Origin of the sequence: Nonomuraea sp. NPDC050022, from assembly GCF_044460705.1 — a bacterium.
Taxonomy (GTDB): domain Bacteria; phylum Actinomycetota; class Actinomycetes; order Streptosporangiales; family Streptosporangiaceae; genus Nonomuraea.
In genome coordinates this window covers 137,646-155,834 of record NZ_JBITKE010000007.1, presented here as the reverse complement: position 1 = coordinate 155,834, position 18,189 = coordinate 137,646, and the positions used below count along the sequence as shown (strand labels likewise).

The 18,189-nt window shown below is 71.3% G+C and carries 14 protein-coding genes; 5 read left to right on the top strand and 9 right to left on the bottom strand.

Annotated features, from left to right (window positions below):
- Positions 1 to 94: 94 nt before the first annotated feature.
- Complete coding sequence (locus tag ACIBO2_RS29835; protein WP_358542340.1) at positions 95 to 1,612, top strand: acyl-CoA synthetase; 1,518 nt, start codon at positions 95 to 97, stop codon at positions 1,610 to 1,612.
- A gap of 79 nt (positions 1,613 to 1,691) precedes the next feature.
- Here ACIBO2_RS29835 and ACIBO2_RS29830 read toward each other — a convergent pair whose 3' ends face one another.
- The gene (locus ACIBO2_RS29830) at positions 1,692 to 3,281 is read right to left on the bottom strand and encodes a benzoate-CoA ligase family protein (RefSeq protein ID WP_397301053.1); all 1,590 of its coding nucleotides are present in this window, start codon (positions 3,279 to 3,281) and stop codon (positions 1,692 to 1,694) included.
- A gap of 112 nt (positions 3,282 to 3,393) precedes the next feature.
- On the opposite strand from ACIBO2_RS29830, the gene ACIBO2_RS29825 reads away from it, so the two are divergent.
- Positions 3,394 to 4,212, top strand: coding sequence for a PaaX family transcriptional regulator C-terminal domain-containing protein (locus ACIBO2_RS29825; RefSeq protein ID WP_358542335.1), 819 nt, complete (start codon positions 3,394 to 3,396; stop codon positions 4,210 to 4,212).
- A gap of 18 nt (positions 4,213 to 4,230) precedes the next feature.
- Here ACIBO2_RS29825 and ACIBO2_RS29820 read toward each other — a convergent pair whose 3' ends face one another.
- From ACIBO2_RS29820 to ACIBO2_RS29810, 3 genes are read right to left on the bottom strand one after another with little or no spacing between them, the layout of a single operon-like run.
- Positions 4,231 to 5,106, bottom strand: coding sequence for an NUDIX domain-containing protein (locus ACIBO2_RS29820; RefSeq protein WP_358542332.1), 876 nt, complete (start codon positions 5,104 to 5,106; stop codon positions 4,231 to 4,233).
- Between the two features lie 60 nt (positions 5,107 to 5,166).
- Complete coding sequence (locus tag ACIBO2_RS29815; RefSeq protein ID WP_358542329.1) at positions 5,167 to 6,426, bottom strand: ATP-binding protein; 1,260 nt, start codon at positions 6,424 to 6,426, stop codon at positions 5,167 to 5,169.
- Positions 6,423 to 8,645 (bottom strand): TerB N-terminal domain-containing protein, encoded by a 2,223-nt coding sequence (locus ACIBO2_RS29810; protein WP_397301049.1) that lies wholly within the window; start codon positions 8,643 to 8,645, stop codon positions 6,423 to 6,425. Before ACIBO2_RS29810 ends, ACIBO2_RS29815 begins: the two co-directional genes overlap by 4 nt.
- Before the next feature lie 611 nt (positions 8,646 to 9,256).
- On the opposite strand from ACIBO2_RS29810, the gene ACIBO2_RS29805 reads away from it, so the two are divergent.
- On the top strand, positions 9,257 to 10,648 hold the full coding sequence (locus tag ACIBO2_RS29805) for a tetratricopeptide repeat protein (RefSeq protein ID WP_397301046.1): 1,392 nt from the start codon (positions 9,257 to 9,259) through the stop codon (positions 10,646 to 10,648).
- A 59-nt stretch (positions 10,649 to 10,707) separates the two neighbouring features.
- Positions 10,708 to 11,532, top strand: coding sequence for a PIG-L family deacetylase (locus tag ACIBO2_RS29800; RefSeq protein WP_358542321.1), 825 nt, complete (start codon positions 10,708 to 10,710; stop codon positions 11,530 to 11,532).
- 144 nt (positions 11,533 to 11,676) lie between these two features.
- Here ACIBO2_RS29800 and ACIBO2_RS29795 read toward each other — a convergent pair whose 3' ends face one another.
- Genes ACIBO2_RS29795 through ACIBO2_RS29780 form a run of 4 tightly spaced genes read right to left on the bottom strand, consistent with a single transcriptional unit; the run spans position 11,677 to position 15,457 of the window.
- On the bottom strand, positions 11,677 to 12,687 hold the full coding sequence (locus ACIBO2_RS29795) for a LacI family DNA-binding transcriptional regulator (RefSeq protein ID WP_358542319.1): 1,011 nt from the start codon (positions 12,685 to 12,687) through the stop codon (positions 11,677 to 11,679).
- Positions 12,688 to 12,697: 10 nt separating this feature from the next.
- The gene (locus ACIBO2_RS29790) at positions 12,698 to 13,504 is read right to left on the bottom strand and encodes an ATP-binding cassette domain-containing protein (protein ID WP_358542317.1); all 807 of its coding nucleotides are present in this window, start codon (positions 13,502 to 13,504) and stop codon (positions 12,698 to 12,700) included.
- A complete protein-coding gene (locus ACIBO2_RS29785; RefSeq protein ID WP_358542315.1) occupies positions 13,501 to 14,463 on the bottom strand; it encodes an ABC transporter permease in 963 nt (320 codons plus the stop codon). Before ACIBO2_RS29785 ends, ACIBO2_RS29790 begins: the two co-directional genes overlap by 4 nt.
- Positions 14,464 to 14,473: 10 nt before the next feature.
- The gene (locus tag ACIBO2_RS29780; protein ID WP_358542313.1) at positions 14,474 to 15,457 is read right to left on the bottom strand and encodes a sugar ABC transporter substrate-binding protein; all 984 of its coding nucleotides are present in this window, start codon (positions 15,455 to 15,457) and stop codon (positions 14,474 to 14,476) included.
- A 150-nt stretch (positions 15,458 to 15,607) separates the two neighbouring features.
- Between ACIBO2_RS29780 and ACIBO2_RS29775 the strand changes: the two genes are divergently transcribed.
- Positions 15,608 to 16,537: a carbohydrate kinase gene (locus ACIBO2_RS29775; protein WP_358542310.1), complete on the top strand. Its 930-nt coding sequence runs from the start codon at positions 15,608 to 15,610 to the stop codon at positions 16,535 to 16,537.
- Between the two features lie 18 nt (positions 16,538 to 16,555).
- Here ACIBO2_RS29775 and ACIBO2_RS29770 read toward each other — a convergent pair whose 3' ends face one another.
- Positions 16,556 to 18,100 carry a beta-N-acetylhexosaminidase gene (locus ACIBO2_RS29770; RefSeq protein ID WP_358542307.1) on the bottom strand — a complete coding sequence of 515 codons (1,545 nt, stop codon included), beginning with the start codon at positions 18,098 to 18,100 and terminating at the stop codon, positions 16,556 to 16,558.
- Positions 18,101 to 18,189 lie beyond the last annotated feature (89 nt).

Here is an 18,189-nt window from a genome sequence, read left to right as displayed (position 1 = left end):
CGCGTCTCGCGGCGGGCGCTTTCGTGTTCCCACCGCGGGTTAGGATCGCCGAACATGGTTCGGTTCTTGGTCCGGTGGAGATGAGGATGTGCTCATGACGACTCGCCAGCATGCCATCGGCGACCTGCTGCGGCGCTCGGCCGCGCGGTTCCCCGCCAAGACCGCGATCGTGTACGGCCAGGCGCGGTGGACCTACGCCGAGCTGGACCGGGCGGTGAACCGCATGGCCAACGCGCTGGCCGCCCGGGGCGTGAGCAAGGGCGACAGGTTCGCCCTGTTCAGCCATAACAACGACGTCTTCGTGGTGGCGTACTTCGCGCTGGCCCGGCTGGGCGCGATCTCCGTGCCGATCAACTTCATGCTGGGCGCCGATGAGGTCTCCTACATCCTGCGGCACGCGGGGGCGACGGGCCTGCTGGTGGAGGAGGCGCTGCTGCCCGTGGCCGAGCGGGCCGTCTCCGACGGCGTCGCGGTGCGCGGGGTGATCGGGCACGCCGAAGGGTGGGAGCCGGTCACGAACTGGCTGGCGCACGACGACGACACCGAGCCCCTGGTGGAGATCGCCGACGACGACCCGATCCAGCTCATGTACACCAGCGGCACCGAGTCCAGGCCCAAGGGCGCCACTCTGTCCAGCCTCGGCCTGATCGCCCAGTACACCTCGTGCGTGATCGACGGCGAGATGAGCCCCGCCGACGTGGAGGTGCACGCGCTGCCGCTCTACCACTGCGCGCAGCTGCACTGCTTTCTCACGCCCGGCCTCTATCTCGGCGCCACCAACGTGATCCTGCCCGGCGCCGATCCTGCGGCCATCCTGGCGGCGATCGAGGCGGAGGGCGCCACCAAGCTGTTCTGCCCGCCGACCGTCTGGATCGGCCTGCTGCGCCACCCCGACTTCGACCGCCGCGACCTGTCGTCACTGCGCAAGGGCTACTACGGCGCGTCGATCATGCCGGTCGAGGTGCTGAAGGAGATCGCCGCGCGGCTGCCGGGGGTGCGGCTGTTCAACTTCTACGGCCAGACCGAGATGGCGCCCGTGGCCACCATCCTGGGCCCGGACGAGCAGCTGACCAGGCTCGGCTCGGCGGGCCGTCCCGCGCTGAACGTCGAGACCAGGATCGTCGACGACAACGACGAGCCGGTGCCGCCCGGTGTGGTCGGCGAGATCGTGCACCGCGGCCCGCACGCCATGCTCGGCTACTGGAACGACCCGGACAAGACCGCCGAGGCGTTCCGCGGCGGCTGGTTCCACAGCGGCGACCTGGGCGTACTGGACGCCGACGGCTACCTGTCGGTCGTGGACCGCAAGAAGGACATGATCAAGTCCGGCGGCGAGAACGTGGCCAGCCGGGAGGTCGAGGAGGCGATCTACCAGCACCCGGCCGTCGCGGAGGCGGCGGTGTTCGGGGTGGCCGACCCTCGGTGGATCGAGGCGGTGACGGCCGCCGTCGTGCTGCGCGAGGGCGCCGGCCTGACCGCCGACGAGCTGATCTCCTTCCTGCGGGTACGGCTGGCGGCCTTCAAGACGCCGAAGACGGTGGTGTTCGTGGAGTCGCTGCCCAAGAACGCCAGCGGCAAGGTGCTGAAGAGGGAGCTGCGTGACGCGTTCTGACATCCGGGGCCGGCACGGGCGTGACCGGCTACGGAGCCCGGTCTGAGCGGCGCTGTCCCAGGCCGGAGCGGCTATTTGCCTATTTGCCGAGCCGGTCGGCGGCGATCTGCCGGATGACCACGCGCTGGATCTTGCCGGTGGCGGTCTTGGGGAGTTCCTCCAGCACCAGCACCTCGCGCGGCCGTTTGAAGGAGGCCAGGCCGTCGCGGCAGAAGGCGATGAGCTCCGCCGCGTCCACCGTCTTCCCGGCGGCGGCCACCACGCAGGCGACCGGCTTCTCCAGCCCGTTCGCGTCGGTGACGGCGACGACCGCGGCCTCGCCGACCGACTCGTGCTGCAGCAACCGGGACTCGACCTCCATCGGCGACACCCAGATGCCACTCGCCTTGATCATGTCGTTCGAGCGGCCGAGGCACTGGTAGACGCCGTCGGCGTCGCGTACGTAGGTGTCGCCGGTGCGTAACCACTCCCCTTGGAACACCTGCCGGGTGGTGTCGGTCCGGCACCAGTAGCCGGTAGCGATGGAGTCGCCGCGTACGTACAGGTGGCCCGGCTGTCCGTCGGCCACCGGACTGCCGGCGTCGTCGAGCAGCTTGCACTCATAGCCGGGTACGACGGTGCCCGAGGTGCCTGGCTTGACCTGGCCTGGACGGTTGGAGATGAAGATGTGCAGGGCCTCGGTCGAGCCGATGCCGTCGATGATGTCGACGCCGAACCTCTCGGTGAAACGCCGGTAGATCTCCACCGGCAGCGCCTCTCCCGCCGAGGCCGCCAGTCGTACCGAGGAGAAGGTGTCGTCAGGCGCGTCGGAGGCGAGCAGGCCCGCGTAGAACGTCGGCCCGGCGAAGAACAGCGTCGGCCGCTCGGCCACCACCCGCGCCACCACCCCCGGCGGCGTGGGCCTGAAGGGGTCGAGCACCGTCGTCGCGCCCACCGACAGCGGGAAGAACAGCGAGTTGCCGATGCCATAGGCGAAGAACAGCCGGGCGACCGAGAAGCACCGGTCCTCCGGCGTGATGCCCAGGACCTGCCGGCCGTAGGTCTCGCAGACGTCCCTGATGGCGCCGTGCCGGTGCATGGCCGCCTTCGGCGCGCCGGTCGTACCCGAGGTGTAGAGCCACAGCGCCGGCGAGTCCGTCCAGGTCTGGTACGGCTCGCCCACCGAACGGCCGGCGTCCACCACGTCCGCCAGCGAGCACACCGGGACGCCGACGTCCGCGTCGGAGGCCGGGACGACGTCGGCCGCCCGCTGGCCCACGTTGCCGGTCAGGACGAGCAGGGCGACCTCGGGCGCGTTGGCCAGCGCCACCCTGACCGCCGGCTCGTACTCGGGCGTCGCCACCACCACGCGGGCCCGCGAGTCGCGGATCAGGGCGCCGAGCTCCACGCCGTTGTACATGGTGGACAGCGGCACCGCGACGCCGCCCATGCGCATGACGGCCAGGATGGTGACGAGCGTCTCGGGGCGGTCGGACATGACGAGCGCCACGCGTTCCTCGGGCCGGACGCCGACCACCCGCAGCCCGGAGGAGAGCTCACCGACATGGGCCGCGAGCTGGGAGTATGTGAGTGTGCCGGCCGAGCCCGCGACCGCGGTGTGCGCACCGCGACCGGCTTCGACCTGACGATCCACGAGATAGAGACTGGCGTTGAACGACTCCGATGACATGGTCGTCCTTACAGGGAGGGAGACACGCCGTACGAGAATCTTCTATACAGAATTGATGCATCGTCAACTACTTGTAGCATTGAATCAGACTCCCGCCTCCAAAGGAGGATAAATGGCCAGGCTGCCCCGCCACCATCAGTCGAGCGCGAGATCGATGCTGCTGACGGTGCTGGGCGAGCATGTGCTGCCCTCCGATGAGCCGGCGTGGACGTCGGCGCTGCTGCACGTGATGGGCGGGCTCGGGGTGGAGGAGAAGTCGGCCAGGCAGGCACTGGCGCGGATGGCCGCCGACGGGTGGATCGTATCGGCGCGGTCCGGGCGGCGGGTGCGATGGTCGCTGACGCGGCGCGGCCGCGAACTGCTGACGGAGGGGGCCGAGCGGATCTACGCGTTCGGCCGCGACCGCGAGCCGTGGGACGGCCGCTGGGTGGTGCTGATCGCGAGCGTGCCGGAGTCCAGGCGCGAGCTACGCCACCGGCTGCGTACCGGTCTGACGTGGGCGGGCTTCGGCAGTCCCGTGCCCGGGGTGTGGGTCAGCCCGCACACCACCCGCGAGGCCGAGGCCAAGCAGGTCGTCGAGGGGCTGGGGCTGGAGGTGGCGGTGTTCTCCTTCAACGGGCCCTACGCGGGGATCGGCTCCGAACGGACGCTGGTGGAGCAGGCCTGGCATCTGGGGGAGCTGGCGGCGCACTATCAGGGGTTCATCCAGGAATTCGCCGGCATGCGGCCCGAGCCGGGCGATCCGGTGCTGCTGGCGCAGGTCCGGCTCGTACACGAGTGGCGGCGCTTCCCGATGCTCGACCCGCGCCTGCCCCTGGAGCTGTCGCCGCCGAACTGGATCGGGGTGCGCGCGGCCAACGTCTTCAACGACCTGCACGGCACCTGGCTGGCGGGCGCGCGGCGGCAGTGGGACGAGCTGCGGAACATGTGACACCTCCCTTGCGGGGCGTCACGATGATGTCAAACGCTGCTCCGCGGGCCATCCGTACAGCGCGAACGGCTCCTCCTCCAGCACCCTGGCGATGGCCTCGGCCGGGTAGCCGATCGTGTCGTCGGGCAGCTGACCGAGTGGCCGCCAAGCGAGCGCGGAGCACTTGTGCGGCTCGGCGTTGTAGGGCTCGCCGGTCCACTTCCTGGCGACGAAGAACAGGCCGACGCGGTCGGGGGCGCGGTGCATGACGTGGGCGAACTCCAGGTCCTCCGGCCGGATGGTGACGCCGACCTCCTCGCGGGCCTCCCTGACGGCCGCGCCGACCACTGACTCACCGGGCTCCAGGTGCCCCGAGGGCAGGTGCCATTGGCCGTCGCCGTAGCCGGTGCCGGCCCGTTTGCCGAGGAGCACCGTGCCGTCACGGACGAGCATCACGTGCACGTCGACGATGGCCCGGAACCGCTCAGGACGCGCCTCCCCGACCGCCTCCTCAACGCCCTTCGGGACCGTCTCGCCGGGGCCTGACGGTGGCTTGCCGGTGTCCTCGGGGCGTCGGTCGAGTGCCTGGGCCCATTTGACGGCGACCGCGGCCACCTGGATCAGCTCGGTGCGCAGCGCCTCGGGGTCCGATTCGGCGAACACCTCCAGAACTTCCTCGCGCAGGATGTGCCGCCAGGTCAGCTCCCCGCGCCGGGCCGCCTCCTCCGTCTCCCGCCGCGCCCGGTCGGCCTCGGCCACCGCGCCCTCGGCCCCGGTGCCGTCGGGTACGGCCTGCATGCCCCACTTGGCGTCCTGCGCCGCCCGCTCGGCCGCCACGTCGCCGAGCACCCCGGCCAGCGACCCCGGCACACCCGCGTCGCCATCGTGCGCCGCCCCGTCGTCATTCCTCGTCATGGACGACGAGTCTGCCCGATCCCCCTGACAGAACCCACCGACGAGAACACCGAGCCGCCGTCACACCGGGCGGTCGTCCTCCTCCTCGGCCGACAGGTCCACCCCCGGCAGGAGCCGCCGCCAGCTCGCGCCGGAATCCTGCTCCAGTACGGCCAGCAGATCGCAGAACGCCTTGAACGTCGCCCGGGGCATCCGGCAGTACCACTCCCCCACCCGCCCGAAGCAGTGGTGCATGAAGGCCACCAGCGCGTCGTCGTCCACGAGGTACCGCCCGTCCTCGCCGGAGGCGTAGACGAACCGGATCTTGGCCAGCGCCACGTACAGCTCCTCGGCCGTCAGCGCCGCCAGCCGGAGCACCGGCCCACCGCTGTTCACCGGCCCGGCGTGATCCATCAGCCCGGGCTCGGCGAAGGCGCGCGCGCCCAGCCGCCGGCGCAGCGGCACGTGGCTGAAAAGCCCGCTGTGCCCGTCCATGAGGAACTCGGGAGTGCCCCCGAACACGAACCCCAGATGCGGCACTCCCCCGATGACGATGCTCAGAATCTGCTCGTAGTTGGCGTCGCGGGCCTGCGGAGAGGCGAGCCTGAACAGGTTGACCAGCTCGTCCAGGAAGACCATCACCCCGCCGTACCCGGCCAGCCGGACGAACCGGCTCATCAGCGCGAGATGGTCGAGCACGGTCGAGTCGCCGATGATCGACCGCACGCCGAGCGCCGACCTGGCCTCCGCCGCGGTCGGGTACTCCGCGCGCAGCCAGCGCAGCGCGGCCGACTTGAGGTGCTCGTCGCCCGTGTCGTGGCCGCGCCAGTACGCCCCGACGACCTGGGCGAAGTCGTGGCCGCCCGGACGCGCCTCCAGATGGGCCAGGCGTTCCCTGATCGCCTCGCCGGGGTCGGTGCCCGCCTGGCGGGCCTCGTCGAGCACGGTGGACAGGAAGCGTTCGACGACGGCGGCCAGCGCGCCGCCGGTGGGTCGGGCGCGGGTGGCCATGCTGCGGGCCAGCTCGGTGTAGAGGGCGCGGGCCTGGCCCTCCTCCGAGTGCAGCCGATGGTCGGCGGTGATGTCGGCGTGCAGGGTGACCAACCGCTTGTCCAACGCCACCGAGCGCGCCAGGTGCAGCAGGAACGTCTTGCCCGCCCCGTGCTCGCCGATGACGAGCCGGACGGCCGAGCCGCCGACCACGACCCGTTCGATGTCGCCGGTCAGAACCGCCAGCTCGGCGGTACGACCGGCCTGGATGTGGCGCTGCCCGATCAGCGGGACCACCCCTGCCCGCAGCGCCTTGAGGAGGGCGTCGCGTTCGCGGGCCCGAACGGTCACTTCAGCATCTCCCCCAGCAGTAGCCGGTCGATCAGGATCGGGTCGTCTCCGTCGAGCAGCGGATCGCCCGCGCTCTCGTAGGCGGCCTCGTTGACGCGGTCCATCGCGCCCTCCGGCAGCAGTTTCCAGGCGTCGGCGAGCATCTCGAACTGACCCCGGGTGAGTTGCGACTGATCGACGGCGGCCAGGGCGCGGACCAGGCCGGAGTGGCGGCTGTCCAGCCCCGCGACCGGGGGCACCGGAGGAGGCGGGGCGGCTGTGGGGGGCGGCTCATCACCGGCGAGCAGTGAATCGAGCAGCGTGCCCACCCTGGCCGTCTCGACGAGCCGGGCGACGGCGCGCCCGTTGGACACCGTCGGGGCGCTGAGGACGGGCACCCCGAAGACGGGCGCTCCCGGAACGACCTGCCGTACGGGCATGTGGAAACCGGACGGGTAAGGCATGTCGGGGCCGGACAGATAGGGCATGTCGCCGCGTGGCGGGGGCACCTGCTGGGCGGGCGCGTGCGGGAAGTACGCCAGCTGGATCGGCGCATGCCGCACCGCGACATATGGGGAGCCCCCCGCACGCCCGGCGGGCTCGGGATCCCGATCCAGCCCCAGCAGCCAGTGGATCCTGGTGAGCAGTTCGGCCTCGGCCGGTGTGAAGTGCCCGTTGGCGCCGGTCACGTCCCTCAGGAACTCCGCCACATAGCCACGCTCGGACCGGTCGATCTCCTGGACGCGAGCGGCCAGACCAGCCAGCGGCACATCCGCCGCGAGCACCCACTCCATATGCGCACGCAGCCGGGCCCGCTCACCGGACGTGAGGCTCAGCACCCGCTCGAGATGCTCGCTCAGCCGACGGTACGCGACCTGACGTGCCTGGTCCCTCGCGTGATCCGGCGGATTCAGCGCGTCCTCGCCCGGAGCTCTAGCGACGGCGGCCAGGTGCAGCAGTACGGTGGCCGCCCGGTACACCTCGGACGCCGCCGCCGTCGGCCCGCCCGGCGCCGCGAACAAGGCCATCACCCCAGCGCCCGGCACCGGACCGCCCAGACGCGGGTCCGGCTCGATCCCCACCCCGGCCCGCCCGAGGATCTGGGCCAGCGCGATGACGTCCTTCCTGGCGGGCTCGGGCGTGGACAGCAGGGCGACGAACTCCTCGGCGGGCACGAGCGCGGTCTCCTGCCCCGCGAGCCCGCCCAGCGCCCACCGCACCGCCCGCCCGGCACCGCCGGAGCCCAGGTCGAGCAGCTCCGCGGGCAGCAGCGCCTGGGCCCGTACGCTCTGCTTCGCGCCGGGCAGCCGGCCCAGGAAGCGGCTGTACGCCTCCAGCTCGGAGCAGCACTCCTCGGCCAGCGCGAACAGCTGCCGGGTGGGCGCGGCGAGCGTCAGCACATCGGGTACGCCGGGCAGCACCGGCGGGGCCCCGGCGAACCCGGAGCTCGCGGGCCGATACTCGAAGGCCAGCTCTTTGGATCCGGGCCGGACGACGAGCCCTTCACCGTGACGTGCCGCGTACCGCCGCTGGAACAGCGCCCCGAACTCCGCCGGACATCGCGTCGCCGGCGCGCCCGGCCGGTAGGCCGGGTGGCCGCGCAGCCAGGCCAGCGCCCAGTCGGCGGGCACCGGTTCGCCCCGCGCGGCCAGCTCCCCCAGCCGGGCCCGCATCGCGAACGCGGCGCCGGTCACCTCGGGCTCGCACAGAGCGGCCAGCAGCTCCGCGAACGGCCCCGCGTGCCGCTGGAAGGCGTCGTGCCGGGAATAGACGCCGAGAAGGCGGCGCACCTCCTCGTGGATGACCGGCAGCTCCTCCTGGGCCGTGGAGCGGTCCAGATGCAGGTCGTGTAGCACGCGACGTTCGAGGCCGTAGAAATAGAGGAAAACGTAGCCGAGGGGTGTCCGCGAATAGCATCGCCCGTCGGCGAGCCAGCTCAGATAGGCGGCCCGGGAGGGCGGCGGGAGGGCGGCGTAGCTGGGCCAGCGGTCGAGCCCCTGACCGTCCCAGTCCGGCTGCGTCATGTCCACCGGCAGTTCAGGGTCGATCAGCGACGGCTCCACCGACATTCCGGACGCGGACGGCAGCTCGGAGCCCACGTAGAGCAGGCCGCCGATGATGTTCAGGCCGGCGAGATGGATGGCGCTGCCGGCGGGCAGCCACGGCCCCTCCGGCGACGCGGGTGAGGCGGCTTTGGCCTGGCCGGATGACGCATGGCGGCCACGCGCGCGGTACACCACCGGCCCTCCTCCACCTCACCACGAAATAGACAGGGATTGCACCCTAACGCCCCCGCCATTGCCCGACATATCGCTCCAGGCCCTCGTTACAATCTTGAATCCCGACCCCGCCGGCCATTTAGCGGACCGGCCGAAAAACCTTTTCTAACCGCCCTGATGACCGGGGTCCGCGGCCATTGGTAATGGAGCTTCCACGACCAGGCGCTTCCCCCGACAAAACGGCTTACACGCCCGCAGCCGGAGGGGCCGCCAACGGTCCCGACGCGCGCCGAGCGCGGCACCGGCTCGCCGCCGACACGCGCCGAGGGGCGGCGCCGACGAGGCCACTGACGGATCGGAGGCGCACGCCGCCCCGGCTCCTGCCGACCGGCCGCTGACACAGGGGCCGCGCCTCCTGCTGACCAGACTGGCACAGGGCCGCGCCGCGCCGCGCCGACTTCTGCCAACCGGCCCAACACGCAGGGCCGTGCCGCGTCGCTCCGGCTTCTGCCGACCGGCCGTACAGCAGGACCGCGCCGCGCGCCACCAAGCTCCTGCCGACCGGCCGTACTGCAAGACCGCGCCGCGCGCCGCCCAGCTCCTGCCGACCGGCCGCCTTTTATAGTGGCCGGGTGACCGACGACCAGCACGGGCTGGCGATGAGCGGCGCGGGCGGTGCCGCCGCCCGCCACTACAACCGGGCGATCGACGAGCTGCTGCACTTCCGCGCCGAGGTCGACATCGAGGCCGCCGCCGCCCTGGCCGAGGCGCCCGACTTCCCGATGGGGCAGGTCCTGACCGCGTACCTCGGGCTGCTGACCACGGAGGTGGAGGACGCGCGTACCGCCAGGCAGCGCTTCGCCGCCTGGCGCGGCCGCGGCGACGCCGCCGCGCTCCTGCCCCGCGAACGCGCGCACGTCGAGGCCGTCCAGGCGCTGCTCGACGGCGACTTCCTGACCTGCGGCAGGCTCCTCGGCGCGATCACCGAGCAGTACCCCCGCGACGCCCTGGCGCTGGCGGCGGGGCACCAGGTCGACTTCTTCACCGGCGACGCCCGCTCGCTGCGCGACAGGATCGGCGGCGCGCTCAACGCCTGGCACGAGGACGACCGGCACTACGGTCATGTGCTCGGGATGTACGCGTTCGGCCTGGAGGAGGCGGGGCACTACGACCGGTCGGAGGATGTGGGGCTGCGGGCGGTCGAGCTGAACGCGCGCGACGTCTGGGGCATCCACGCGGTCGTGCACACCTACGAGATGCAGGGCCGGTTCGGCGACGGCATCCGCTATCTCGACGCCCGGCTCGGCGACTGGTCGACCGGCACGTTCTTCAACGTGCACACCTGGTGGCACTACGCCCTCTACGCGCTGGAGGCCGGCGACACCGGCCGGGCTCTGGCCATCTACGACGCGGCGCTGGCGGGCGGTCAGGGCTCGATGGAACTGCTCGACGCCGCCGCGCTGCTGTGGCGGCTGCTCCTGGAGGGCTCCGGCCAGCACGAACGCTGGCGGGCGCTGGCCGACGCGTGGCCCGCCAAGGTGGCCGAGCCGTTCTACGCCTTCAACGACATGCACGCCGTCATGTCGTACGTGGGCGCGGGCCGGGTCGCGGAGGCCGAGAGGCTCATCGCGAGCCGGGAGACCTACCTGTCCGAATCCCACCCGAACATCACCAACCACGCCATGACCGCCCGCGTCGGCCTGCCGGTCTGCCGGTCGCTGGTCGCCTTCGGCCGGGGCGACCACGACGCGGTCGTGGACCTGCTCTATCCGATCAGGCATCGGGTCAACGAGTTCGGCGGCAGCCACGCGCAGCGGGACGCCGTACAGAAGACGCTCCTGGAGGCGGCACTGCGCGGCGGGCGCCGGGATCTGGCGCGGGTCCTGGTCAGCGAGCGGATCAGCGTGCGGCCGTGCAGCCCGTTCAACTGGCTCAAGCAGGGTGCCCTCGCCGATGCGCTCGGCGACCGCGCGGCGGCCGCGACGGCCCGCCTCCGAGCCGACGAACTGACCCACCGCACCTGACCGAGCACCGCTGTCCGCCTTGTGCGGAACTGTCGGCTCCGCGCAGTAGGGTCTCCACCATGGATCGGCAACTCACCCTGATGGCCGTGCACGCCCACCCCGACGACGAATGCCTGAGCACTGGCGGCGTCTTCGCTCGTTATGCCGACGAGGGCATCCGCACGGTCCTGGTCACCTGCACCAACGGCGAGCAGGGCGACGGGCCCGGCGGCGTCAAGCCCGGCGACCCCGGCCACGTCGCCGAAGAGGTGGCCGAGCGGCGACTGGCGGAGCTGCGCGAGTCGGTGGGTCACCTGGGCATCGACCACCTGGAGCTGCTCGGCTACCGCGACTCCGGCATGGACGGCTGGGACACCAACGCTCACCCCGACGCCTTCGCCAACGTGCCCGTCGACCTGGCCGCCGGCCGGCTCGGCGAGCTGATAAAGCAGTATCGCCCGCAGGTCGTGGTCACCTATGACGAGACCGGCGGCAGTGGCTACAACCACCCCGACCACGTCCAGGCCCATCGCATCACGGTCGCGGCCGTCGAGGCGACCGGCGTCGCCGACAAGCTCTACTACACGGCCCTCCCCCGCTCGGCGATGAAGCGCATGTTCGAGCTCGTCCGCAGCAGCGGCATCGACCTGGGCGACTTCGAGCCCTCCGACGACTTCGGCACCCCCGACGAGCTCGTGACCGCCGTCGTCGACGTCGCCCCCTACGTCGAACGCAAGCTCAAGGCACTGCGAGCGCACGCGAGCCAGGGCGACAACATCTTCCTGTTCCAGATGCCCGAAGAGGCCCAGCAGGCGGCGTTCTCCAGCGAGGCGTTCACCCGGATCGTCAATCGCGTGACGGCGGCACCGGACCAGGAGGACGACCTGTTCGCGGGGCTGCGCTGACCTGAAACCCGCCGATGGGCGGGTTCAACGCCGCTTGTCAGCCGGCTGCGGCCAGGAGCTCAGCGAAACGCTCGGCCGGGGTATCCCGGTCGAGCGTTTCGCGTAGGCGGCCGTTGACTTCGTCGGCGACTGCCGATAATCGGCTCAGGAGGGCGCCGGCAGTTCACCCGACCCCCGGACGATCAGCCGGGTGGGCACCAGTGGTCGCCGGGCGCGGGAGCGGTCGCCGTCCAGGCGCGACAGCACCAGCTCCGCCGCCACCTCCCCGATGGCCGCCGGATCCTGGGCCACGACGGTGAGCGGCGGGTCCAGGACCTCCGCCAGCGGCAGGTCGTCGAACCCCACCAGCGCCACGTCCCGCCGCCCTGCTCGGGCCAGTGCGACCACCGCCCCCATGGAGGCCAGGTTGTTGGCCGCGAACAGAGCCGTGGGCGGGCGGTCGAGGGCGAGCAGGCGCAGGGTGGCCGCGCGGGCCGCCTCCTGGTCGTGGCCCGTCTCCACCAGGGTGCGGTCGAACGGCAGCCCCGCCTGCTCCAGGGCGTCGCGGTAGCCCTGGAAGCGTTCGCGGCGGGTGTAGAGGGTGGCGGGCAGGTCACCGATGAAGCCGATCCGGCGGTGACCGTACCCGATCAGGTGCTCGATGCCGGCCTGCGCGCCGGCCCGGTTGCCGCTGACCACGCTGTCGGCCGTCAGGCCGACGGCCGGGCGGTCGAGGAAGATGATGGGCAGGCCGGCGACCCGCTCCGTACGCAGGTAGCGGTGGTCGCTGCCGGCCGAGGGGACCACGATGAGGGCGCTGACCCGCCGGGCCAGGAAGGTGGCGATCAGGGACTGCTCCAGCTCGGCGGTCTCGCTGGAGGAGCCGACGATGAGGGTCAGGCCGCGGGCCCGGACGGCGTTCTCGATGCCGCCCGCCACCGTGCCGAAGAACGGGTTGCCCATCTCGGGGATGACCAGCCCGATCGCGGCGTCCCTGGCGCCGACCCGCATGTTGCGCGCCATCAGGTTGGGCTGGTAGCCCAGCTTGCGGACCGCGGCCATGACGCGTTCGCGCGTCTCGATGGCCACGGGTCCGTCGTCGTTGAGCACCCGTGAGACGGTCTTGGCGGTGACGCCCACCTCACGGGCCACGTCTGTCATGGTGGGACGCCGCATTTCGCCCATGCTAGAGGCCGATCGCCTCCGCCGCGTCCTTGTCCGTCACGACCGACTTGCCCTCCGACACCTGGAGTGCCCCGGTCATGATGGCGACGACCTCGGCCATGCTGTGGTCGCCCGGCTTGATCTGGGCGACGCGGCGGCCGAGCCGCTGGACGTGGATGCGGTCGGCGATCTCGAAGACGTGCGGCATGTTGTGGCTGATCAGGACGACGGGCATGCCGCGGTCGCGGACCCGCTTGATCATGTCCAGCACCTGCCCAGACTCCTTGACGCCGAGCGCGGCGGTCGGCTCGTCCATGACCACGACGTGGGAGGCCCACGCCACGGCCCTGGCCACGGCCACGCCCTGCCGCTGGCCGCCGGACAGCGACTCGACGGACTGGGTGAGCGAGCGCAGGCCGATCTTCAGGTCGGCCATGTGCTTGGCCGACTCCTCGCGCATCCGCTTCTTGTCGAGCATCCGGAAGATCGCGCCGAGTGGTCCGGGCTTGCGCAGCTCGCGGCCGAGGAACATGTTCGTCGCGATGTCGAGCGAGGCCGCGACGGCGAGCTCCTGGTAGACGGTCTCGATGCCGAGCCGGCGCGCCTCCAGGGGGTCGCGGATGCGGACGGGCTTGCCGTCGAGCAGGATCTCGCCCTCGTCGGGCTGCAGCGCGCCGGTCAGCGCCTTGATCAGGCTGGTCTTGCCGGCGCCGTTGTCGCCGATGACGGCGAGCACCTCGCCGGGCATCAGGTCGAAGTCGGCGCCGTCGAGCGCGACCACGTGGCCGTATCGCTTGACCAGGCCGCGGGCCTGGAGCACGGGGGTCATCGGGTCCTCCTGCGGGAGAGCTGGTCGACGGCGACGGCGAGGATCACCAGGATGCCGGTGATGAGCGTCTGGTAAATCGACGGTACGCCCATGAGCTGCAGGCCGTTACGGAAGACCCCCACGATGAGGGCGCCGATCAGCGTGCCGATCACCAGGCCCCGGCCGCCGAACAGGCTGGTCCCGCCGAGTACGACCGCGGTGATGCTGTCGAGGTTGTCCGTCTGACCGGCCTGCGGGTCGCCCACGCCGGTCCTGGAGACGAGCAGCAGGGCGGCGATGCCGTACACCAGGCCCGCGACTGTGTAGACGCCGATCGTCAGCCGCTGTGTGCGGATGCCGGTCAGCCGCGCGACCTCCTGGCTGTTGCCGAGCGCGTACACGTGACGGCCCCACGCGGTGTACCCCAGCAGGTAGGCGAAGAGCAGGAACAGCAGGATCGTGAGCAGCGACCCGTAGGTGACGTTCGTGCCGCCGACCTTGAAGGTCTGCCCCAGGAAGGTCAGCGCGTTCGGGAGGTCGGTGACCGTCTGGTCCTCGGAGTAGATGTGGGTCAGCGCGAACACCACGTTCAGCATGCCCAGCGTGACGATGAACGGCGGCAGCGAGATCCGCGTCACCAGCAGCCCGTTGGCCAGCCCGAACGCGGCGCAGACGGCGAGTCCGGCGGCGACCGCGAGCAGCGGGGGCAGCCCGCTGCCGACGGCCAGCTTGGTCATCACGATGCCGCCGAACGCCATGATCGCGCCGTTGGACAGGTCGATGCCGGCGGTCAGGATGATGAGCGTCTGGCCGATGGCCAGCGTGCCGACGACCATCACCTGCTGGATGATCAGCGAGAAGTTGCCGCCGGTGAGGAACTGGTCGCTGTTGACCGCGAAGAACACGCAGGCCAGCACGAGCGCGGCCAGCGGTCCCGCCGTCGGTGTGGTGATGATGCGGCGCGGCAGCGTCGCTTCCATGACGGCCATGTCAGCCCCAGCAGTTGGCCAGGCCGAAGGTGGTGTCCTTGGACTCCACTCCCGGGACGGCCTTGTCGGTGATCAGCGTGACGCCGGTGTCGATGTAGCCCTTGGGCTTGGCCCCGCCCTTGGCGAAGTCGGCAACGGCTTTGACGCCGTCCTCGGCCATCTTCAGCGGGTACTGCTGCGAGGTCGCGGCGATCTGCCCGCTCTTGACGGCCTTGACGCCGGTGCAGCCGCCGTCCACCGAGACGATCAGCACATCCTTCTCGCGGCCCTTGGCCTTGAGCGCGGTGTAGGCGCCGAGCGCGGCGGGCTCGTTGATGGTGTAGACGAGGTTGATGTCGGGCGCCTTCTGCAGGCAGTTCTCCATCGCCTCCTGGCCCTTGGACTGGTCACCGCGGGTGTCCTGGGAGCAGGCGATGGACGGGTCGCCGTTGGCGATGCCGAAGCCCTTCAGGAAGCCGTCGTGACGCAGCTGGCCGACCGTGATGCCGGGCGCCAGGTCCAGCGTGGCGATCTTGGCGGTCTTGCCGGCCATGGCGCCCTTGGCGTACTGGCCGATCAGCTCGCCCGCCTTGAGGTTGTCGGTGGCGAACAGCGCGTCGGTGGCGTCCTGCGGGTCCGTCGGCGTGTCCAGCGCGATCACCACGACGCCGGCGTCCCTGGCCTTCTTGATCGCGGGCACGATCGCCTTGGTGTCGTTGGGCGTGATGAGGATGCCCTTCACCCCGGCCGCGACCATGTTCTCAATGGCAGTGAGCTGGGAGGCGTTGTCCCCGTCGAACTTGCCCGCCGCGGTCATCAGCTCCAGGCCCGACGACTTGGCGGCCTGCTGCGCGCCTTCCTTCATCTTGACGAAGAACGGGTTGGTCTCCGTCTTCGTGATCAGCCCGACCTTGTTGGTGCTGGTGGATGCCTTCTGCTCGTTGCCGCCACAGCCGGTGACGAGGAGCGCGGCGGCCAGAAGTCCGGCCGAGAGCCTAGCAATCATAGTGGCTTCCTATCAGGGATGATTCAATGTCATCGTTGACATATGTCAACGTTGACATTCGCCGTGCTGCGATGATGGACTCCCTTTCTAGAAACGTCAATGCCCCCTGGGTGTAACAAATCTGCAAACATGGCTGAAAGGTTGGCCCTGATGATCGCTGTCCTGGGCGAATGCGTCGCGGACGCCTTCGCCGACCGGCGCCCCGGCGAGCTGGAGCTCCGGGTTCTGCCGGGCGGCGGACCCGCCAACACGGCGGTGGCTCTGGCCCGGCTCGGCACCTCGACGCGGTTCCTGGGGCGCGTGTCGGCGGATGTGTTCGGCGAGCTGTTCCGCGAGCACCTCGCCTCCTCCGGGGTGGACCTGTCGGCCTGTGTACCGGCCGCCGAGCCGAGCACGCTGGCGGTGGCCTCACTCGACGAGCGGGGCCAGGCGGCCTACAGCTTCCACGCCGAGGGCACCGCCGACTGGCAGTGGACGGCCGAAGAGCTGGCCGCCGTCGACCCGAGCGGGTGGTCCTGCCTGCACACGGGGTCGCTCGCGCTGGTCAGGCGGCCGGGCAGCGCCGCGGTGGAGTCGTTCGCGGCGGATGCCCGCGCGCACGCGACGGTCTCGATCGATCCGAACGTACGGCCCAGCCTGGCCGGCCGGGACGCCTACCCGGTGGAGCGGTGGTGCGCGGTGGCCGACATCCTCAAGCTCAGCGACGACGACCTGTCCTTCCTGATGCCGGATCAGCCGTTGGAACGTGCCTGCGACACCTGGCACGCGGCCGGTGCCAGGCTCATCGTGATCACCCGGGGCGCGGACGGCGCGCTGGTGTCGCTGGACGGGGAGCGCGCGACGGTACGGGCGCCCCGGGTCGAGGTCGTCGACACCGTGGGGGCCGGTGACTCCTTCACCGCCGGGCTGCTGCACCGGCTGGGCGTGCGGGGGCTGCTCGGCGGCCGGCTGGACGGGCTGGACCTGGAGACGGCCGCCGACGCCGCCGCCTTCGCGGCCCGGGTGGCGGCGCTGACGTGCTCGGTCGCGGGGGCCAACCCGCCGTGGGCGCACCAGCTCAACGAGACCGCCGGGCGGTGACGCCGTACAAGAGTCGGTTCAGGAACCGGCGGGCCAGGTGATCTGCCCGGAGTGGTAGTAGTTCACACCCTGGACGCGCCAGCGCGGCCCCTGCGCGCCGAGCCGCTGCTTGAATGCGGTCCAGTCGTGCTTGGCGTACGGGGACCAGCCCAGCTCGGCGATGGCGGGCAGGCGCGGGAAGGCCATGTACTCGATGTCGGCCGACGTCCTGATCGTCTCGGTCCACAGCGGCGCCTCCACGCCCAGGACCTGCTGCGCCGGCAGGCCGGTCAGGTAGGCGCCCGGGTTCCAGCCGTAGGCGTCCTTGACCTCGATCAGCCCGGCCCAGTCCTGGCCGAGCGGGGTGCGCCGGTTGTACTTCATGTCGAGGTAGGCGCGGCTGGCCGGGGACATGATGACCTTCCGCCCGGCGCCCGCGACGGCGCTGTCGTCCGGCGTGGTGCCCCAGTATTGAGCGACCGTGGAGGGCAGCGGCGTCGCCTTGACGATGTCGTGCCAGCCGATGACGGTCTTGCCGTGCGCGGCGGCGATGGCCTGCGCCCGGTTCATGAACGCGGCGTAGTCGGCCGGCTTGGTGGAGCTGGCCTCGTCGCCGCCGAGGTGCAGGTAGGGGCCGGGGGTGAGTGCGGCCAGCTCGCCGAGCACCTGGTCGAGGAAGGTGTAGGTGAGCTCCTTCGACGTGCACAGCGAGCTGAAGCCGACGTCGGTGCCGGTGTACAGGGGCGGCGCGACGCCGTCGCAGTTCAGCTCGGCGTAGGAGGCCAGGGCGGCGTTCGTGTGGCCGGGCAGGTCGATCTCGGGCACGACCGTGATGTTGCGGGCCGCGGCGTAGGCCACGAGCTCCTGGTACTGGGCCTTGGTGTAGTAGCCGCCCGGATCGCCGCCGACGGCGGTGCTGCCGCCGTAGGTGGCCAGCCGGGGCCAGGAGTCGATGACGATCCGCCAGCCCTGGTCGTCGGACAGGTGCAGGTGCAGGTAGTTGATCTTGTAGAGGGCGATCTGGTCGATGTACCGCTGGACGGCGGCCAGGGGGAAGAAGTGGCGGGCGACGTCGAGCATGGCGCCGCGGTAGGCGTAGCGCGGCGCGTCGGTGATCCGCCCGCCCTGCACGGGCCACGGCCCCGGCTGGACGCTCGCGCTGTCGGCCGCGTACGGCAGCAGCTGCCGCAGCGTCTGCACCCCGTTGAACAGCCCGGCGGCCCCGTTGGCCAGCACGGTGATCCCGGTGGCGGTCACGTCGAGGCGGTAGGCCTCCTCGCCGCCGCTCACGCTGCCCAGCCGCAGCGAGATGCCGCCGGCGGGCGGCGCGACCACGATCGGCACGGGAAAGCCGGTCGAGCGCCGCAGTTGCCGGGCGAGCTGCTCGCCGACGGCGGGGACGTCGCTGTAGAGGCTGGTGGCCGAGGTGATCCGGTAGGTGACTCCGGCGGCGGGCGTCGCGCTGACCGGGGCGGGAACCACCCCGCCGAAGCTCAGGGGCGCGGCGGCGCGCGCGCTCGGGGAGGCGGAGACCGACGTGGCGACGAGCGCCGCCACCAGGATCAGCACTGTGCGCAGGCTCATGGCCTCACCATACGGACGTGATCCGCGCTAGTAAAGAAACTTTCCAAATAACGCTTGCACGCGCTCGGCCAGCGGCCTTCAAGAGCCTC